This window comes from Olivibacter domesticus (assembly GCF_900109575.1).
In the GTDB taxonomy this organism is placed as follows: Bacteria; Bacteroidota; Bacteroidia; order Sphingobacteriales; family Sphingobacteriaceae; genus Olivibacter; species Olivibacter domesticus.
Map to the genome: position 1 here is coordinate 274,160 of NZ_FOAF01000003.1, position 20,187 is coordinate 294,346.

Here is a 20,187-nt window from a genome sequence, read left to right on the forward strand (position 1 = left end):
TAAATAGATGATTACCAACAGAACATTCACGATGATTAAACCCGATGCCGTTGATAACGGATATATCGGAGCTATTTTAAATGATATTATTTCCGCTGGATTTAAAATCGTTGCAATGAAATATACGCACTTGACGGCAGAAACGGCTGGTGCTTTTTATGAGGTTCACAAGGAAAGGCCCTTTTATGCTGATTTGGTTCGTTTTATGAGTTCAGGATCAATTGTTGCCGCAATCTTAGAAAAAGATAATGCAGTGGAAGATTTCCGTAAATTGATTGGAGCTACCGATCCTTCTAAAGCAGATGCCGGTACTATCCGTAACAAGTTCGCAAAATCGATTGAAGCGAACGCTGTTCACGGTTCTGACTCGGATGAGAATGCAGCAATAGAAGGTAATTTCTTTTTCTCTGCATTAGAAAGGTACTAACATGATGATATAGAGGTAGAGGAATCGACCTAATTGCAGGCTCGAACCTTTACTTCTATTTGTTTATTTTTCACCTTTAAACCAATTGCATCCTATAACGTTTTACGGTTTCTTCTAAACCTAGGTACAAAGCATCTGATATAAGGGCATGGCCAATACTGACCTCCAAAAGGCCAGGAATGTGCGTATAAAAGTATTGAAGATTATCCAGATCTAAATCATGTCCCGCATTTAGACCAAGTCCCAATTCGTTTGCAACCAGGGCCGCTTCTCGATACGGCTTGATTGCTTCTAATGGATTATCCAGATAATTTTTTGCGTAAGATTCTGTGTATAATTCGATTCTGTCGGTACCTGTCTTTGCGGCAGCTTCTACCATTTTTACATCCGGATCTACAAAAATGGAAACCCTGATACCCGCTTCTTTAAATAGCGCAGTCATATCTTGTAGATAGGATTGATGTTTAATCGTGTCCCAACCATGGTTAGAGGTTATTTGCCCTAACTCATCAGGTACCAGTGTAACTTGGGCTGGTTTGTTCGCAATAACAAGATCCACAAATTTCTGTTCTCTACAGTTTCCCTCGATATTAAATTCGGTACTGATAGAAGCCTTTAAATCAAAAACATCTTGGTACCGTATATGTCTTTCATCTGGACGGGGATGCACAGTAATCCCTTGTGCACCAAATTTTTCGCAATCTAATGCAACTTTAAGCAGATTCGGATTATTGCCTCCACGACTGTTTCTCAAGGTGGCTATTTTGTTAATATTTACAGATAATTTTGTCATTTGCATATAAATGAAAACAAAAATACAAATCTGTTCTTCGCATCCGAACCGGATTAAAGGGACAATTGTAATCTGAATGTCACAACGAATATCTTATTTAGAATGATTAAAAATAAGATCCATATTTGTAGAGCAAAAGAAAGTCCTGTTTGCCCACGCACTAAAATAGGCGTGGGTAAACCAGGCGCAAGTAAAATAGACAATATGTGCAATACGAGAATCTTATGTCAAACGAATCGTACTACGGTAAGCCAATGCATGGAGTGTGGAATGTATTTTATCTGGCATAATAATGTGTTGTTGAATTTTGGAAACAAGGAATTTTATCTTTTTCTAGCACATATAAAAGGCTATGTTTTTCACGAAAGGGCTATACCGTTTCCCGATGGTGAGGAGCGATTGATTATGCAAAGCCCAGCTAGTGAAATAAATTTAGCCTTTGCTGAAGAGGAGTGGGAAGACCTGAAAGATTTACTGACCGAGTCGGCCTATCTTGGAAATGTGTATGAAATATTAAAGGGTAAATAAAGGAAGAGACGCTAGGCCCCTTCCTTTTCTATTTTAGTAACGATAGTGTTCTGGTTTGAATGGTCCCTCAACCGTAACCCCGATATAAGCCGCTTGCTCTTCCGATAGCACATCCAATTCTACACCTATTTTAGCTAAATGTAAACGAGCAACTTTTTCATCCAGATGCTTTGGTAAAGTATACACCTTGTTTTCATATTGGCCGGTGTTTGTCCAGAGTTCCAACTGAGCCAGTGTTTGGTTAGTGAAAGAATTACTCATCACAAAAGATGGGTGACCGGTTGCACAACCCAAGTTTACCAAGCGACCCTCCGCTAATAATATTACATCTTTTCCATCGATGGTATACTTGTCAACCTGTGGCTTAATTTCAACTTTGCTATGGCCATAATTTTTATTTAACCACGCAACGTCGATTTCATTATCAAAGTGGCCAATATTACAAACAACCACTTTGTCTTTCATTGTCTTGAAATGCTCTGCGCGAACAATATCCTTATTGCCGGTCGTTGTAACTACAATATCAGCCTCTTTAACTGCATTGGCAAACTTTTTAACCTCATATCCTTCCATTGCAGCTTGCAATGCACAGATTGGGTCTATTTCAGTTACGATTACTCTTACTCCGGCGCTGCTTAACGATTCTGCAGAACCTTTGCCAACATCTCCATAGCCCGCTACAACAGCTACTTTACCAGCAAGCATTAAATCTGTTGCCCTGCGGATAGCATCTACTAAAGATTCCCTACAACCATATTTATTGTCAAATTTTGATTTGGTAACCGAGTCATTTACATTAATGGCGGGTAAATGTAACGTTCCCTTCTTCATACGTTCGTATAGGCGGTGAACACCGGTTGTAGTTTCTTCTGAAAGCCCTCTGATTTCTTCGATCAATTCTGGGTATTTATCAAAAACCATATTTGTAAGGTCGCCACCATCATCTAAAATCATATTTAATGGTTTGCGATCTTCACCAAAGAAAAGAGTTTGTTCGATACACCAATCAAACTCCTCTTCCGTAAGGCCTTTCCATGCATACACGGATATTCCTGCTGCTGCGATAGCTGCTGCTGCATGATCCTGGGTCGAAAAGATGTTGCAAGACGACCAGCTTACTTCTGCACCAAGCGCGATCAGTGTTTCTATCAGCACGGCGGTTTGTATTGTCATATGTAAGCAGCCTGCAATGCGCGCACCCGCTAAAGGTTTTGATGCTCCATATTCTTCGCGAAGTGCCATCAAACCAGGCATTTCTGCTTCCGCTAATTCTATTTCTTTACGGCCCCATGCTGCAAGGCTGATGTCCTTCACTTTGTAAGGTACATATGTTGTCTCTACTGATGACATAGTTTATTAATATAAAGTGTTAATATTCAAAAATTTACAATCTTTCTCTTTTAAAAAAAGACACACAAAAGCACAAAGCTGCGCTTAAAACCGATGTAAATTTACTAACTATTTGGGAGTAATTGTGTTTACGAGGCGTAATATTAAGGAGTTACAGATATTGCTTTGGTAAAATAAGGGACATTTATAAGGAAAAAATTAAATTTATTTTGGAATTACGAAACTCTTCGTATATTTGATGTACGAAATGATTCGTATTAAATAGTTGATCAATTGAAAGTGTTAAAACCGACAGAAAGCGAGTTAGATATTCTAAAGATTTTATGGGAGAATGGTGATTGTACTGTACGCCAAGTACATGAAATACTTGCTTCAAATAAAGAGATAGGCTATACGACCACCTTAAAATTAATGCAAATTATGCACGGGAAAGGGCTGGTGGAGCGTGATGAAAGTAGTAAGACGCATATTTATAAAGCATTGGTGAGTCGTGATAAAGCAGAGAAGCAGGTGCTTAATAAGATCATTAAGGATGTGTTTGATGGCTCGGCCGCCCGATTGGTTATGCAGGCATTAGGAAATCATCAAGCGAGCGATGCTGAATTGGAGAAGATAAAACAGTTATTGAACGAATTGGAAAATAAAAAATAATTAATATGCTTATCACACCGTTTGTTTTTGCACTGGGTTGGAGTTTGATCCACTCATTATGGCAAGGTGCGCTGCTCTGCGGAATTGCTTATGTGCTGATATCAGTATTCTATCTATCATCTAAAGAGAAAGCAAATCTATTGTTTACGCTATTATGCCTATTGTTGGTAGCATTTGTGGGAACGTATATGTCTTATTTGCTGAATCCGGCACAAATTCCTAAGGGGAGCGGAAGTACAATTCTTCTAATTGATGGCGCAGCTGGAGCAGCAGTTAACAGCACTTCTTTTTCACTCGAATCCTATTTTCCACATATAGCAGGCATTTATGTGGTAGGCTTGATCTTTCAGCTTGCTGCACTATTGTATGGCTATATTCGTATTATCCAATTAAGAAGGGGACAAAAGCATGCTGTCACCAACGAATGGTTACATATCTTTAATGCTTTATTGAAGGAATTCCACATCAGTCGGAAAGTAGAGTTCTATTTATCGGAAAAGGTACAGATTCCTACAGTAATTGGCTATTTCAAGCCGATCATTCTCTTTCCATTGGCCGCAGTGACAGCTTTGGATATAAAACAGGTAGAAAGCATTTTGATTCATGAGGTTACCCATATCCGCCGACATGATTATGCGATAAATCTTATAAAATGCTTGATAGAAGCTTTATTGTTCTTTAATCCTTTTGTGTGGTTTCTCGGGCGCTTGCTTGAAAAGGAAAGGGAGCACAGTTGTGACGATCAAGTGCTGGAAACTACGGGTAATGCACTGGTGTATGCAAGGGCACTATTGATACTGGAAAGTATTCGATCGGAGAAACTCCCTGTTTTTGCCCTTGGCGCATTCAATAAAAAAGAATATTTACTTGACCGAATTAAAAGAATTACGCTTATGAAAACAACAACATTTCATACACGGCATAAACTTGCTGCGATGACATTTTTAATAGCAGGAGTGATTGGATTGGCATGGACAGGGCCAAATTATCATCCTTCGAATGATACATTATTGTCTCAATCTAAATCAATTAAAGTAAAACCTCTTCCTCCAGAAATGCCCTCAACACCGGAAGCACCAGCAGCTCCGAAAGTAAAAAATGTGGTGCCGCTTGCGCCTGTAGCGCCAAAAGCACCTATAGCTCCATTGCCACCTTTACCAAAATTAGATACCTTGGACGATTTAGGCGCTACTGAAAGTGTTGCCAAATTGTTTTCTTCTCCAGAGTGGAAGGCTTTGCAATTGGAGATTGAAGCCAATGGCAAAGAAATAGGTGAAACAGTAGCGAAGCAATTTGAGACACCCGAATGGAAGACCTTTCAAAAAGAGCTTGGAGAAAATGCTACAGAAATGGCACAGCTAGGGACTACCGAATTTTTCAATTCACCTGAGTGGAAGGCAGCGATGAAAGATGTGCAAGAACATGCACTAGGGATGGGACTTCAAGCGATAGGCGGTCACGATTCTACTTATTTTGAATCCAAGGGGTGGAAACAGAAAGAAAAAGAAATGGAGGAGAAGAGCAAGAAGCTGGAAGAACTTTCTAAACGAATTGAAGAGAAAATAAATGCTCCCGAAGTAAAGGCAAAAAGAGAGGCCTTAGAGAGAAGGTCGCGAGATTTAAGTGAGCGTGCTGAAGCTTTTCAAAAGCAGTTTGAATCACCAGAATTTAAAGCAAAGCAAGACGCGCTTGCAAAGAAAGCAGCTGCGCTGGCGCAGCGGTCTGAGGAGTTTCGAGCAAAAGCAGCCGCTGAATTTAAAGCAAAGTTGGATCAGAAAAGATAATTTCGGAGAACTGATGGTTTATTTACCCCGCATAGAATCTGACATTATGTTGAAATAGTCGTGTTGCCTATCCAATTCGGATCTAGTATCTTTGCTTTTATTATATAACGTAAAAAAGTAAAAAGATGTATCCAGAATATTTAGTAGAACCTATGCGTAAGGAACTTACAACGGTAGGTTTTGAAGAGCTAACAACGCCAGAAGAGGTGGATTCAGCAATTAACAGTGAAGGAACGGTGTTTGTAGTGGTGAATTCTGTTTGTGGATGTGCAGCAGCAAATGCTCGCCCGGCGGCTAAGGCGGCGATTCAGAATGAAAAGAAACCAGCAAAAATGGTTACTGTATTTGCTGGTATGGAAAAAGATGCGGTAGATAAAGCTAGAAATTATATGTTACCTTATCCTCCTTCATCGCCATCCATGGCCTTATTTAAAGATGGTAAATTAGTTCATATGATTGAAAGGCATCATATTGAAGGAAGACCTGCACAAATGATTGCGGATAATTTAATAGCCGCTTTTAACGAATATTGTTAGTTTAGTCGGACACAAACAGTATGACATGCGATAAATCCCGAGAAACGAATATTTCTCGGGATTTATCATTTATGTGGTTTAATAGACACCAATTTTTCTTTCTCGCCCCTTATCATGCTTTGGTAAACCAATAGACAAGTTGGAATCATAAAAAACACCAATGAAATTAATGCGTTTGCTTTTAAATTTGTAAAGAATGCAGAAATAAAACTGAGCGCAATGATTCCGAAGAAAACAAAAGCCATCATTTTTATGTTGGCAGTTGGGTATAAACTTATTGTTTTGCTTGTAGCACCACTGATGCAAATGACTTCCTCAAAAAAATAATGATCCGATTCAACGGTGAGCAGATATTCTCCCTCACCTAAATCTACGCTTAATTCAGGGTTGTAATAACTTAATTCTCCTCTCTCTTCTGCGTCAATGAAGATCGTATACGAACGGTCTTTATAAAAACGGTTTTTAGGTATCTTAACGTACAAATTGGTCATAATAGAAAATAGATTTAGATAATACTAAATTATAACAAGATTATTATAATTCCAAGAAGAGGACAATCCTTTTTTAGGAGGAGGGAGCCCGTTGTCTTAAGTACTAAACATCTTCGTTGAGCAAGCGCTCCAATTCTTCATGCGTGATGTTCATGTTGACGTTACCCTGCTTTGCGTAAGAAATTTCACCGGTTTCTTCAGAAACTATTACGGCTACAGCGTCACTCATTTCTGTAACGCCAATGCCTGCCCGATGCCGAAGTCCAAATTGGAGTGGTAGATCTTCGCTGTCTGAGAGAGGGAGGATACAGCTGGCCGTCTTGATACGGAAATCTACTATTACCAAGGCACCATCATGAAGCGGACTGTTTTTATGAAAAATACTTTCTAATAAACGTTTAGAAATTTCTGCATCGATAAACTCGCCACTGTTCTGGTAATACTCTTCATCAAAAAATTTGGAGAAAACAATTAATGCACCGGTATGTGATTTCGACATACTTCGGCAAGCATCCACAATGGGTTTAAGGCGAGCGGTATTGTCTTTCTCAATTTCCTTTTTACCCAAAAAAAGGGTCCATAGTTTTCGATTTCGCCGGAAAGATATATTTTTTCCTATATGGATTAGGAATCGGCGAATTTCCTGTTGAAAGACAACAATTAGCGCGATAGATCCTACACTTATAAAGCCACCAAAAATCTCAGTCAACAATCGCATATGAGATTGCTTAACTACCAAATAGGCCAAGTATATAATAAATAGGCCAATAAGGATGTTAACAGCAATGGTGCCCCGTATCAGGTTATAAATGTAGTAGATGATTATCGCCACCAAAAAGATGTCAATTACATCTAGAAGTCTGACATTAAAAAAGCTAAAATCAAAACCATCCATAAGTCACGCAAGATAGTTATTTTTTGCGTGACTTCACCCCTTGGGAGCTTGACTGTTCTGCACAAATTAGGACATCGGTGCCTAGCGGGAACCATTATAATAGTTTGCAATACGTTGACGTAACTGCCATTCATATTGGGCTACAACAAGATCTATACTTGACTGATCGTATTTATTTTTCTGCAAAAGAAATTCTACGGAATTGATCGCACCAGCTTCAAATTGTACTTCTGCTACACGAAACGATTCTTGATAGGCTTCTACTTGGTTTTTTAATTCCAAATATTTTTCTTTGGCTGTCTCTAGATTGATCAATACCTGCGCCGTTTGCTGTTGTAAGTTGTTCTCCGTGTTTTCAAGATCGATTTCAGCATTTCGTACTTTTATTTTTGCTCGAGAGACACTAATGCGCTTTTGAAAACCTCCTAGTATAGGAATACTCAATGTTAAACCCACTCCCTTACCAAGGTTATCACGAATCTGGTCTGCATATGTGCCATCACCGCTGTTAGAGTACCGGCTATCTAAACTACCCCCTAAAGAAAGCGAGGGAAAATAGAGTGAACGAGCGGCTTTCAATTCATAGTCAGCACTTTCTTTCCAGAACTTGACTGCTTTTAATGTTCCTAAAGAAGTTGCCGCATTCTCATATAAGGTTTGGTTATTGAGAATTTCGTTGTTGACATCTGGGAGTTGGTTGATGGGCTCAAAAGAAAGATCGTTAGTGTAAGGAATATTCAGCAATCTTGTGAGTGTGATTACATTTGTCCTATATGTGTTTTCAGCTGTTAAAACGGCCACCTGATCGCCTGAGAACTGACCTTTCACATCATAATAATCACCCGGAGCAATTGCGCCATCCTGATTCATTAAGGCTAATCGTTCTAATTGTTTTGAGGTGACATCCCTTTGTTGTTTGTTTCGATCTAATACATCTTGGGTAGTAATAACCTGTAAATAAGCTAAGATGATGTCTAGTGTTAAATTATCCTTTATCCGCTGTTCGTCCATTTGTGTTGCTTTATACGCAAAGGCCTGTTGCCGAATGGTTCTAAGTAAATTAAGACCATTAAATAGCAGGACATTTGCATCTAATCGTTGCGTACCTGAAGTAATATTACGAGAAACATTTTCGTTCGTTATAGGGTCTGTCGTGAATCCTGTACTAATACCATGCCCCATGTTTCCACTTAAAGTTGGTAATAATGCCGCCTTTGCCTGCTTTAGATCCAAGGAGGATAAGGCACTGGCATTTGCACTTTTTTGCGCGTCTGCATTGTTTGCTAGTGCCAGGTTTATGCATTCTTCAAGATTGTAATGTGTTTTCAGCGAATCCTGACCGTAAGCCAACAAAGGAAATGTATAAAGAAAAAACAGTATGGTCTTTTTTAAAGTATTCATGTAGCAATTTTGTTATGCCAAATGAATACATAGCCCAAGCCAAATTCTTATATGTTTTATTTACAGTAAGTTATTAAAGTTTGATCGTTTTATTTCGTTCGGAATCGTGCAACAAGTGTTCGAAAACGGACAGTAGGGTTGTCAATTGTGGGTTGCGAGTTGTGAGGGTGACCCCGTGACCCGATACTGAATAGACTTGACAGTTTATTGGCTGTTAGTTAATCGACTATTTAGCTATCCGTATTATTGCTGCTTGCTCCATATCAATTTCTTTTTCCCATTTAGCAATAACTACTGTTGCTGCAGTATTGCCAATTATATTTGTTAGTGCGCGTGCTTCACTCATAAAACGATCAATACCGAAAACTAATGCGACAGACTCAACAGGAACATGGCCCACCATAGGAAGGGTGGCTGCCAGTATAATGAAACCACTTCCGGTTACGCCCGCAGCTCCTTTTGATGTAAGAAGAAGAACAAGCAAAAGGGTTAATTGCTGACTGAAATTCATATGCATGTTCAATGCTTGCGCAATAAAAACAGCGGCCATGGTAAGATAGATAGAGGTTCCGTCGAGGTTAAAGGAGTAGCCCGTAGGGATTACCAAACCAACAACGGGTTTAGAGCAGCCGGCTTTTTCTAATTTCTGCATGATACCGGGCAAGGCTGATTCGGAGGAAGAGGTGCCAAGAACAATGAGAAGCTCTTCTTTAATGTATTTCAACACTTTCCAAACGCTAAAGCCATTGAAATATAAAACTGCTCCTATTACCAAAAAGATAAAAATCAAACAAGTTAGATAAAAGCAAACCATTAACATACCCAGCTTGGAGAGAGAAGATAAGCCATATTTCCCAATGGTAAAACCCATTGCACCTAGAGCTCCAATAGGTGCGGCTCGCATAATAATTTTGATAACTGCGAATATGCCCTTAAGGAAGGAATCCATTACAGTCATAAGCGGTTCGGCTGTTTTGCCAATTTTAGAAAGGCCAAAACCTAATAAAATAGCAAAGAATAATACTTGTAATAAATCACCTTGTGCCAAGGCTCCTATCACATTATCTGGGATGATATGTAGCAGAAAATCCTTTAAACCTTCCTGATGTTTGCTTTGTACAATGTAATCTTCAACACTTGAACTGTCTAACGACTTGGGATCGATGTTCATACCGGTCCCTGGCTGTATGACATTTACAATTAATAAGCCCAATAGCAATGCAATGGTTGTCATGATCTCAAAATAGATAATGGCGGTTAAGCCAACCTTACCTACTTTTTTAACATTTTGCATACCGGCAATTCCCAGAACTACGGTACAAAAAATGAGCGGGGCAATGATCATTTTTACCAGCTTGATGAAGGCGTCTCCTAAAGGTTTTAATGAAACACCTACGGAAGGGAAGAAATGACCTATTAAGATGCCGATGAAAATGGCTACCACTACCTGGAAATATAGACTTTTGAACAGCTTGTACATAATAAGGGCTAAAAAACGAAGTTAAAAAAATATTGAGAATACTGAGGTTACTTCATATTATTATCATATACATTTATTACTTTGCTAATGATATTACAGAAAATATAGAATGAAACAGTTTTGTGCCGCCATCGTGCTTTTGCTTCTAGTCGTCCAAACGACTGTTGCTCAATCGCTAAAGCCAGGTTTTAGTAAGGAAGAGTATTTGGAGTTATTAAGTGTTTTTGCGGGACAAGCAGATACTTTAAAACCAGGGCCGAATTATATTGAACCGTCTAAAAACTATGAACGACAATATCGATCTCCCGAGGTTGGTTTGAAAAATAGATGGGATTTTTGGCTTAGTCGGGATAAACAAACGATGGTTATCTCGCTTAGGGGAACGGTGAATAATGCTGTGAGCTGGCTCGAGAATTTTTATAGTGCGATGATACCTGCGAGTGGTGTGATAAAATTGAACGACAGTACTACTTTTAATTATAAGTTTGCAAAAGATTCAAAAGCGAGCGTGCATGTGGGATGGGCTGTTGGAATTGCTTCTCTAGCCCCTGACATCGTTGAAAAAATCAAGAATCAGTATAGGCAAACGGGGACGAAAAATCTTTACGTAATAGGGCATAGCCAAGGTGGGGCTTTGGCCTTTCTGTTAACCTCTTATTTAAAATATCAAATAGCAGACGGTGAATTACCAAACGAGCTCGTTCTTAAGACGTATTGTAGTGCGGCGCCAAAGCCGGGCAATATATTTTATGCTTATGATTTTGATTACCTTACAAGAGGCGGGTGGGCTTTTAATGTGGTTAATGCCGCAGATTGGGTTCCAGAAACACCCTTTTCTTTACAAACGTTAGACGATTTTAATCAATTAAACCCTTTTAGTAATGTTAATGAGGCATTAAAAAAACAAAAGCCCTTCTATGTAAGATGGTATTTACAACACGCTTTCAGAAAGCTGGATAAGTCTTCTAAGAAGTCGCGAAAGAATTTTGATAAATACCTGGGAAAGACACTTTTCAAGCAGGTAAAGAAAACTTTACTCCAAATGCAAGAGCCCGCATATGCTCCGAGTATGAACTATATGAGAGCTGGAATCCCTATAGTACTCCAGCCCGATGAAGCATATTATAAATTATACCCTGACACAGGGACCAATGTGTTTATTCATCACGCACTTAAGCCTTATGCCTATTTGGTTGAAAAGATATATTAACTATAAATTATTTGACAACTTGCCCATCTAACAATTCGATGATCCGACTACCATATTCTGCATTTTTCTCTGAGTGGGTTACCTGTATAATAGTAACACCATCTTCTTGATTTAATTGCTTAAAAAGCTCCATTATCTCTTCACCTTGCTTGGAATTAAGGTTTCCTGTTGGCTCATCAGCCAATAAGAGCTTGGGAGTGGTTGCTAAAGCACGGGCGATACCTACCAGCTGTTGTTGTCCGCCTGAAAGTTGTGCAGGGAAAAGGTCTTTTTTTCCCACTATGCCAAAACGGTCTATTAAATCTGCCACAATGGCTTTTCGCTCACTTCCTTTCAAGTTTTTATAAATGAGAGGTGTTTCAATGTTTTCGTAGACTGTGAGCTCATCAATCAGATGATATGCCTGAAATACAAAGCCTATATGTTCTTTATAAAGGGTTGAACGCTGCTTTTCTTTTAGATGCAGCACCTCTTGTTCTTGGAACAGATAACTTCCTTCATTAGGCTCATCTAATAACCCTAAAATATGTAATAAGGTTGATTTCCCGGAACCGGATGGCCCCATTATGGAAACAAATTCACCTTCGTTGATAGTCAGATTGATATCCTTTAACACAAAGGAACGGTTACCGCCCACATTGTACCATTTAAAAATATTGCTAAGTTGAATCATATGTTTTTATACGTTATTTTCGTTAGTTATGAGTAAATATAATCTTTTTCATGTATGTAAGTATCGAGTATCAAGTATCAAAATATTAGTTGTTCGTTATTCGTTGCTAGTTCTTAGTAGGGATGACGGATATCCAATAACTAGGAGCTAAAAACCAAATTTATTCATCTCTTAAGCTATTTGCCGGATTTACAATAGAAGCTTTAATTGCCTGATAGCTTATAGTAATAAAGGCTAAAAGTAAGGTACATATGGCGCCAACCGCAAATATCCACCAAGGTAATTCGATACGATAGGCAAAAGTATTCAACCATTTATTGCCAATCCACCACGCGATAGGTGTTGCAAATAGTATGGCTATCAGTACGACTTTGATAAAAGGTTTATTAAGTAAAAATAATATCTGTTGGGCATTTGCTCCTAAAACTTTGCGAATACCCACTTCCTTCTCTCGTCGACTAATGGAGTAGGCCGACATACTGAAGAGACCAATTAGTGCAACGAGCATTACAAGATAAGTGAAAGCTCTAAAGGCTTGTTGCAATTGTTCTTGCTTCGCATAGAGCGCGGCATATTTTTGATCAACAAAATCGTATAAGAAGTATTTTCCGTCCTTTTTATTGATGGCTGGCCACTGTTTTTCTAATTCAGTTAGTGCAGATCGTACTTTTCCAGCTTCGATTTTAGCTAGGATTTCATATTTAGGTGGATGATTTGGCATTCCGCAATTGCTCTGTAAAGTGTAAGCCGTTGGCTTTACCAAATGTTCAAAGCCCTGCATCTTGCTATCTTTCACTACACCAACAATCCTATAGGAATTGTCACAAATACTGATCATTTCTCCTAATGGATTTGCTAACCCTAACGTGCTAACTGCCGTTTCATTAAGAATAATCCCACCTGTTGTATCACTTTGAAATTGGGGAGAGAAACTTCTTCCTTCTTGTACATTCATTCCCAAGGTTTCGAAGTACTCAAAGTCTACACCAATATGATTTAATCCATATGTTTTATTCAAATAGCTAAATTCTTCCTGTTTCGGGGCTAAACCGCCGGGGATATTAGTAGTAACGGTTACATCCAAAATGCCTGGAATCGATTTCATCTTATTTCGAATATCTATAAATTTGGCAGGTTTATCGAAAACAGATAAATTTTTAATATGCACTACTTCACTTAGGTTAAAGCCACGGTCACCCCTTTTTATAAAAGCCATTTGTCGACTAATGATCAACATGGAGCTTATAAAAACAAAAGCGATAATAAACTGAAAAACTAACAATGCCGTTCTGAAAGCAGATGATTTTTGTCCGCTCTGAAGATTTCCTTTAATAATCACCAAAGGATTGTATCTAGATAATATGATGGCCGGGTATAAACCGGAAAGTAAGGTAGTAAATAAGACAGCGACCGAAAGTTGAGCAAGAATTGTCTGAGTGAAATCAAAGGCCGAGAGATCATAACCATAAAATCGATTCATCGTATTCCAGACAAGGATAATTAAGAAACCTGAGATGGCAGCTGCTAATAGGCATTGCACAAAGACTTCTGAAAGAAATTGAAATATTAATCGTTTTCTGGAAACACCAAACACCTTTTTCAAACCAATTTCCTTTGAACGTTTCTGCGCTTGCACAATCATTAGATTAGCAAAGTTAATACATGCTAATAATAAGATGATTGAGGAAAGAGTACCCAAGGCGATTGTTATTTTATAGGCGATATTGGAACCATGTTTTGGGCGTAAATGAAGATTTTTAAGGGGATCTAAGTAGACCTGACTTTCTGCACGCGATGAGTTTGTTGTTTCCTTTTCCTTTGCGATGTCGTTTTGGTAAAGGCTGTTTATTTTTGAAGCCAACAATTTAGTGTCAGTCCCAGACTTTACCTGTATATAGGTTTGATAAACTGGCGTATCACCGTCTCTTCTGCCTGCAGCAATGTCTTCCGTAAGGGCAATATAATCAAATTCAAAATTCGACAAGAGTCGTGGTTTACTGATCCCATGGATATTCTCCGTAAAACCGCTCTGTTCATTCAACAGGGCCACCGTTTTTGCCACCGTAAAGGCCCCCTGTTTTTCTTTGGGAAATAATTTCTTTCCTACTGCTGGTGAGAGTATGCCGATTTGTCCTTCATGCGAAGCATTTAAGGAAATGCCTGATACCTCTATATCAAAAATTTCAGCGATCGAACGATCAGCGCCTAACCAATGCTTTATATAAAACATGTCGTCATTGGAAATGAATGGTGTCTCAAACGGTGCCTGGGCGATCCGGCCAACAAGCTCGACCTCGGGGAGAGTAGTTTTAATAGCAGGAGCGAGCGCCGCTGGGCTAAGGTCGGAAGCTTTACCATTTTCCTCCAGGCCAATCAGGTAGATATTATCATAGTGAGGGTTCCAAGCATCATAACTGTTTTGTCTATTGATATAAGCATATGCCAAAATAAAACCGGCAAACCCAATGGCTAAGCCAAAAACATTAAGCACAGTAAACAGCTTGGATTTCCAAGCTGCTCTCCATGCGATCTTTAGGTTATTGGTGTTCATATTTTATTTATCAAGTATCAAGTATCAAGTATCAAGTATCAAGTATCAAGATATTCTTAAAAGCGTATCTACGAATCTAAGTTGCCTTGTGTCTTTTTTCCAATTATACGTTTTAAGTAGACTTCTACTCATGGCACGTCAAATCTTTTGGGCTTTCATCTCTCTGTTTTCCGCTTTATAATCTTATGTCTTGATACTTACGTCTTATGTTTATTTTATTCATCTCTCAAGCTATCTACCGGATTTGATTTTGCTGCTTTAACTGTTTGTAAACCGATAATGGCGGCTGCAACGGATGCTAATAGCAAAATCGGAAGGATGAAAAATAAGGGTGTAAGCGTAATCTGAATACTATAACTTTGAAGCCATTTGCTGATGAACAGATATACCAACGGGCAGGCGATAACAATAGCTACGATAAAGGTGATCAGCAAGTCTTTCATAAATAAAGAAATAATACCATTCACTGTTGATCCTAAAACCTTTCGAACACCTATTTCTTTCCTTCGCTTTTGTACATTTAGAGATACTAAACCTACAATACCTAAAAAAACGATAAGAGATGATAGTATTGTAGCCGTATAAGCGGCATTTTTTAATTGTAATTCAGTTTTATACAAAGCATCAATGCTTTCATCCATAAATTGGTATTCAAAGGGCGTATTGGGTAGCAATTTTTTCCATTCTTTTTCTATGCTAGCTAGATGCTGTCCTAAATTTCCAGCGTTTAAACGAATAGAGAAATAGCGAAAAAGATTGTCGGCTTTAATATTTGTCCAGATTACCGGAGTTTGTGCGTCTCGCATGGAAGCAGCATAAAAGTCTTTAGTTACTCCTACAATTGTTGCTGGGAAATCATTGGGCTTTAAGTAAACTTGCTGATTCAGTGCATCATTGGGATTTTTAAAACCCAATAATTGAGATGCTTTTTCACTGATAACTACTTTCGCCAAATCTTGATTAATCTTGTCATCTAAAAATTTCCCTGCCAGCATAGGAATTTTATAAGTAGCCGCAAAAGAGGTGTCGGCAAGGATATATTGAGCCGATACTGAAGGTTGCTCATTTCCGGTGTCTTGAGCAAAATTTAAAACACCGGTAGCCATCTGACCTTGTCCTCCTGGGGTATCGTAAGAAAGACTAATATTTTCGATTTGGGGAAGATCTTTTAACGCTTGTTGAACGGCTTTCATGTGACTTAATCCGGTTTCAGACCAATCCCTAGGAACCTTCACGGTGATTAGCGATTCTTTATCGTAGCCTAAATTATTGCTGAAGAATAATGAAACTTGACGGGAAATAATCCCCGCTGCCATGATAACACTCAGTGCAACGACGAATTGAAAGCCTACTAATGACCTTAGAAAGGAAGTGTTTCCTAGATTATGTGGGATTTTTCCTTTCACTGAGTTTATTGTTTTTAATGCTGACAGGCGAAATGCAGGATAAAGCCCAGCCGATAAACCAATGGCGAGACATGCTAGAAAAATGTATAACCAAATAGAATAAGAAAAAGTGTAAATTTTCGGCAATTCTTGGCCCAAAATAGCTGAAAATGCTGGTGAAATAAATGGATATAACAATACAGCAATAAAAAAAGCCAAACAGACCATCAAAACGGATTCTCCGATAAATTGAAAACCTAATTGCTTTCGACTACTACCCATCACTTTTCTGACACCAATTTCTTTTAATCGACTAGTGGACCCATTGATACTTAGATTTATGAAATTAACGACTGCCATTAATAGAATAAATCCAGCAATACATCCAAGTGTAAATAGCATCTTTTCAATAAGACCATTATCTTTTTTTAAATGATAATTAGATAGTGGGTTTAGCGTTGGTATAAGATTGTTGACAACTTTTTCATCCGTATGTTTTACTAATAGATCCTTCATTGGCTGCTTTAGCATCTCAGGGCTTATCCCTGCTTGTAGTTCCACATAGCCAACAATAAAGGCATTTTGCCAACTATCTAGGTTCCGCTTAAAGAAGTCGACAGCTTCAGAAGATAGAAACACCTTGTTGTTTAACGATTCGTTCAGGTTGGTAACCGAGTTTTTAGGTAGTTTATCTAACACAGCGGTTACAGTAAATGGATGGGTTTCTCCCGTAAAGTTTTTTACGTTCACTTGTTGGCCGAGCACATCAGTCTTGCCAAAATACTTTAAGGCGATGTCATTTGTTATAACCAGAGAAAAAGGATCTTTTAAAGCAGTAGCTGCATTTCCATATAAAAGAGGAAGACCATACATACTTAAAAGGGTGCTGTCACCTAAGGCAGCTTCTTCATTAAAGGTTTGGTCGCCATATGATAAAACGCAAGTAATCCCATCAAAACGGTAATAATTTCGTACCAGATCTGGATATTCTTCTTTTAGAGCTTTTGGCAAAGCACCGAGTGTCGTAATAGGCATGCCCATTTCCGGACTTTTCCATTCACTCTGTAGCACATACTGATTGTTAACGTTTTTTAATTGACTGTCAAAGGTTGACTCTTGCCAGATATAAGCACCGATGGCTAAAGCAAAACTTAGACCGCAAGCCAAACCTACGACGTTAATGAACGTATGAAACTTATGCTTTTGTAAATTTCGCCAAGCGATTTTGAAATAGTTTTTCAGCATCGTGTCTATCTTTTATGGTGCTTCAGCTATCCCGATAGTGATCGGGGTGGTTTCAGCGTCGTGTTTGTCTTTCTTCTAAAAAGGCTAAGAGCAGGTAGTACTCCCCACTCGAAGCCGTCATTTATAACCAATCGTACCAAAAGAGGCATAAATGGAACCAAAAAAGTTAATTGATTGTAAACTAGTTTTTTATGTTTTCAGCAAATACTTAGGCTGTTCGATAGTGCACAACCGGTGTTCGGAAACGGACAGTCCTTCTAGTTATGAGTTGCGAGTTAGTTTAGCAATGCGTAACCAAATTATTCATTCCGCAAGCTATCCGCAGGATTTGCTAGGGCTGTTTTTACTGTTTGAAAACTGATGGTGAATAAAGCAACTAAGAGAATAGCTAGACTTGTATAGGCAAAGGTCCACCAAGAAATTGTTATTTTTAATGAAAAGTTTTCGAGCCACTTATTCGTTAGCCACCAAGCAAAAGGAATAGCTATCAATGTAGAAATGATTACCAGTTTAACAAATTCAAAAGATAATAATTGGGTAAGAGACTGGATGTTTGCACCAAGGACTTTTCGAATACCAATTTCCTTTTTCCGCTGTTCAGCCATAAATGTTACCAGCCCGAAAATGCCCATGCAGCTGATTAAAAGAGTAAGTAAGGTTAAAATTAGAGCTAGTTTGCCTACTCGCTCTTCAAAAGAAAACTTTTGCGTAAAATCATCTTTTACGAAGGAGAATTCAAAAGCCTCGTCAGGCGCATACTTGTTAAAAACAGTTTTTATTTTTGTCAATGCGTCTTGTGTATTAATCCCAGGCTTGAGTCTCGCTAAAAGAAAATTCGCTGCAGGTTGCATAAAATAAATGGTTTGATACACCGGCTCATAAGGCGATTGCGACACTAAATCTTTTACTACTCCAATGATTGTATAAGAGGCGTCACTAAATGTCTCATCCTTCCATCGAATCGTTTTTCCAATAGGCTCTTTAATCCCCATATAGCGGATAGCGCTTTCGTTTAGTATGACTGAAGAGGAGTCGCTGACAAAATCTTTAGAAAAATCGCGTCCAGCCATCATTTTCCATTCAAGTGTTTTCCCGTAATCGGGCGACACAGCCACTAATGAAAAATTATCTTTGAAAGTTGAATTTTTACCTTCCCAAAAAAAACCGGAAGCATTCGACCAGTTATCCGTAGCCGGACTGGTAGTTTGTGCGACATCGGATAATACCCCTGTTTGTAATAAATTATTGCGGAAAGCTTCATTACGGCCATTAAAATTGCTCATTCGGAAACTTATTAAGTCCTTTTGGTTATATCCAAGCTGCCGATTTTTGGCATGTTGAATTTGCTGAAATATGATAATCGTACCTATGCTTAATATAGTAGCAATCGTAAACTGGATAACAACCAATACTTGTCGTGGCGTAACCATCTTCTTACTTGTGCTAAAAAGGCCCCTTAAGGTATTTATAGCATTAAATGATGAGAGTAATAGCGCTGGATAAGCACCGGACAATAGTCCAATAAGTAGAACGAAACCGATACTTATCAAAAGAAAATTAAGATCAGTATATGGTATATATAAAGATTTCACTGACAGATCATTAAAGAAAGGAAGAGAAAAATAAGCAAGTGCCAAAGCCAATAAATATGATAGAAAGGTTGTTAAGACAGACTCACAGAAGAATTGTAACATTAATTGTTTCCGATTCGAACCGATGGCTTTACGGATTCCTACCTCTTTTGCTCTCTTTTGTGCCTTCGCTGTGCTTAGGTTAATGAAATTGACAGCAGCTAGCAGTAAGACAAAAAAACCAATGATGGAGAAAAGCCAAACAAACGTAATAAGCCCACCAGTATTTTTACCATCTTTCCAATCACCATATAGATGCCATTTTTCCATAGGATGTAGAAATAAGGAAGGGCTATAAGTCGAAAGAGGAGTGTTGTCTTTTAAAATATTTTTCTGAAGATCTTTTATTTCTTTTGAGACGCTAGACATAGAGATCTGAGGATTCAGTTCAATAAAAATTTCAAACCAATTGAACTCCCAGCTCTTCTCAAGCTTGCTGTAGTTTTTATCGACTGCTGCCAAGAGTGACCATGGAATTAAATATTTTACTTCTTTGAATGTCGAGTTGTTAGGCAAGTCTTTATAAACACCGGTTACCGATACCAGCATATTATCGTCAACTTTTAGTGTTTTCCCAATAGGATCGGTCTCACCAAAAATAGCTTGCGACATTTCTTGCGAAAGCATAATGCTATTGGGCTTAATAAGTCCATCTCTTTTGCCGTTTAGTATTTGTAAAGGAAGGATGTTTGTACCCTCCTTTTCTACGAATTTACCAGTAGCACGCAATGTTTTATCCTCATAGTGTAAGAGATGATCTCCTGCTTGCCTGGCTAATACAACCGATTTAAACGCGTCTCTATAATTGCTTCTTAGGGCTTCAGCCAATGGAGCAGCCACTGTTTTGGATGTTTCCAAGATCCCATTTTGCTGTGTATTAATCATTACTTGCGCAATGTTTTGATAGTTGGGATGCTGGCGATCAAAAGTTAACTCATCTCGTACCCAAAGGCTAATTAGTAATGTTACAGTGAGACCAGTAGATAGTCCAGCAATATTAATTACTGTGTGTAATCTGTTCTTTATGAGACTCCGCCAAGCGATTTTGATGTAGTTTTGAAACATTGCGTTCGTCTTTTATGGTGTTTCAGCTATTGGCCTCCATGGCTCATGATTTTATCATCTTTTATAGTTATACATTGCGAACTTTATTAAG

General features: G+C 38.5%; 16 protein-coding genes. 6 read left to right on the forward strand and 10 right to left on the reverse strand.

What is annotated here, in order from left to right; all coding sequences use genetic code 11:
- The first annotated feature begins 7 nt into the window (after positions 1-7).
- Positions 8-427 carry a nucleoside-diphosphate kinase gene (locus tag BMY50_RS15560; RefSeq protein WP_093326316.1) on the forward strand — a complete coding sequence of 140 codons (420 nt, stop codon included), beginning with the start codon at positions 8-10 and terminating at the stop codon, positions 425-427.
- 76 nt (positions 428-503) lie between these two features.
- Here BMY50_RS15560 and BMY50_RS15565 read toward each other — a convergent pair whose 3' ends face one another.
- Entirely contained in the window at positions 504-1,220 is a 717-nt protein-coding gene (locus tag BMY50_RS15565; protein ID WP_093326317.1) for a pyridoxine 5'-phosphate synthase, read from the reverse strand.
- A 102-nt stretch (positions 1,221-1,322) separates the two neighbouring features.
- Here BMY50_RS15565 and BMY50_RS15570 point away from each other — a divergent pair, with 102 nt between their 5' ends.
- Positions 1,323-1,748: a DUF6686 family protein gene (locus tag BMY50_RS15570; RefSeq protein ID WP_093326318.1), complete on the forward strand. Its 426-nt coding sequence runs from the start codon at positions 1,323-1,325 to the stop codon at positions 1,746-1,748.
- A 33-nt stretch (positions 1,749-1,781) separates the two neighbouring features.
- On the opposite strand, the gene ahcY is transcribed toward BMY50_RS15570, so the two are convergent.
- Positions 1,782-3,098 (reverse strand): adenosylhomocysteinase, encoded by a 1,317-nt coding sequence (gene ahcY / locus BMY50_RS15575; protein WP_093326319.1) that lies wholly within the window; start codon positions 3,096-3,098, stop codon positions 1,782-1,784.
- A 279-nt stretch (positions 3,099-3,377) separates the two neighbouring features.
- Here ahcY and BMY50_RS15580 point away from each other — a divergent pair, with 279 nt between their 5' ends.
- From BMY50_RS15580 to BMY50_RS15590, 3 genes are all read left to right on the forward strand, one after another.
- The gene (locus BMY50_RS15580) at positions 3,378-3,749 is read left to right on the forward strand and encodes a BlaI/MecI/CopY family transcriptional regulator (protein ID WP_317040847.1); all 372 of its coding nucleotides are present in this window, start codon (positions 3,378-3,380) and stop codon (positions 3,747-3,749) included.
- 5 nt (positions 3,750-3,754) lie between these two features.
- Complete coding sequence (locus tag BMY50_RS28615; protein WP_093326321.1) at positions 3,755-5,533, forward strand: M56 family metallopeptidase; 1,779 nt, start codon at positions 3,755-3,757, stop codon at positions 5,531-5,533.
- A 125-nt stretch (positions 5,534-5,658) separates the two neighbouring features.
- Positions 5,659-6,069: a BrxA/BrxB family bacilliredoxin gene (locus tag BMY50_RS15590; protein WP_093326322.1), complete on the forward strand. Its 411-nt coding sequence runs from the start codon at positions 5,659-5,661 to the stop codon at positions 6,067-6,069.
- Positions 6,070-6,134: 65 nt separating this feature from the next.
- On the opposite strand, the gene BMY50_RS15595 is transcribed toward BMY50_RS15590, so the two are convergent.
- The 4 genes from BMY50_RS15595 to BMY50_RS15610 all read right to left on the reverse strand — a co-directional run bounded on the left by BMY50_RS15595 (position 6,135) and on the right by BMY50_RS15610 (position 10,336).
- Positions 6,135-6,560, reverse strand: a complete 426-nt coding sequence (locus tag BMY50_RS15595; RefSeq protein WP_093326323.1) for a hypothetical protein — start codon at positions 6,558-6,560, stop codon at positions 6,135-6,137.
- A gap of 103 nt (positions 6,561-6,663) precedes the next feature.
- On the reverse strand, positions 6,664-7,455 hold the full coding sequence (cdaA, locus tag BMY50_RS15600; protein ID WP_093326324.1) for a diadenylate cyclase CdaA: 792 nt from the start codon (positions 7,453-7,455) through the stop codon (positions 6,664-6,666).
- Between the two features lie 81 nt (positions 7,456-7,536).
- The gene (locus BMY50_RS15605; RefSeq protein WP_093326325.1) at positions 7,537-8,856 is read right to left on the reverse strand and encodes a TolC family protein; all 1,320 of its coding nucleotides are present in this window, start codon (positions 8,854-8,856) and stop codon (positions 7,537-7,539) included.
- A 226-nt stretch (positions 8,857-9,082) separates the two neighbouring features.
- Entirely contained in the window at positions 9,083-10,336 is a 1,254-nt protein-coding gene (locus BMY50_RS15610; protein ID WP_317040845.1) for a dicarboxylate/amino acid:cation symporter, read from the reverse strand.
- 109 nt (positions 10,337-10,445) lie between these two features.
- Between BMY50_RS15610 and BMY50_RS15615 the strand changes: the two genes are divergently transcribed.
- Positions 10,446-11,546, forward strand: a complete 1,101-nt coding sequence (locus BMY50_RS15615) for a lipase family protein (RefSeq protein WP_093326327.1) — start codon at positions 10,446-10,448, stop codon at positions 11,544-11,546.
- A 7-nt stretch (positions 11,547-11,553) separates the two neighbouring features.
- Here the strand turns inward: BMY50_RS15615 and BMY50_RS15620 are convergent, their stop codons facing one another.
- From BMY50_RS15620 to BMY50_RS15635, 4 genes are all read right to left on the reverse strand, one after another.
- A complete protein-coding gene (locus tag BMY50_RS15620) occupies positions 11,554-12,219 on the reverse strand; it encodes an ABC transporter ATP-binding protein (RefSeq protein WP_093326328.1) in 666 nt (221 codons plus the stop codon).
- Positions 12,220-12,379: 160 nt separating this feature from the next.
- Positions 12,380-14,770, reverse strand: coding sequence for an ABC transporter permease (locus BMY50_RS15625; RefSeq protein ID WP_093326329.1), 2,391 nt, complete (start codon positions 14,768-14,770; stop codon positions 12,380-12,382).
- A gap of 215 nt (positions 14,771-14,985) precedes the next feature.
- On the reverse strand, positions 14,986-17,400 hold the full coding sequence (locus BMY50_RS15630; protein ID WP_093326330.1) for an ABC transporter permease: 2,415 nt from the start codon (positions 17,398-17,400) through the stop codon (positions 14,986-14,988).
- 299 nt (positions 17,401-17,699) lie between these two features.
- A complete protein-coding gene (locus BMY50_RS15635) occupies positions 17,700-20,096 on the reverse strand; it encodes an ABC transporter permease (protein ID WP_093326331.1) in 2,397 nt (798 codons plus the stop codon).
- Positions 20,097-20,187 lie beyond the last annotated feature (91 nt).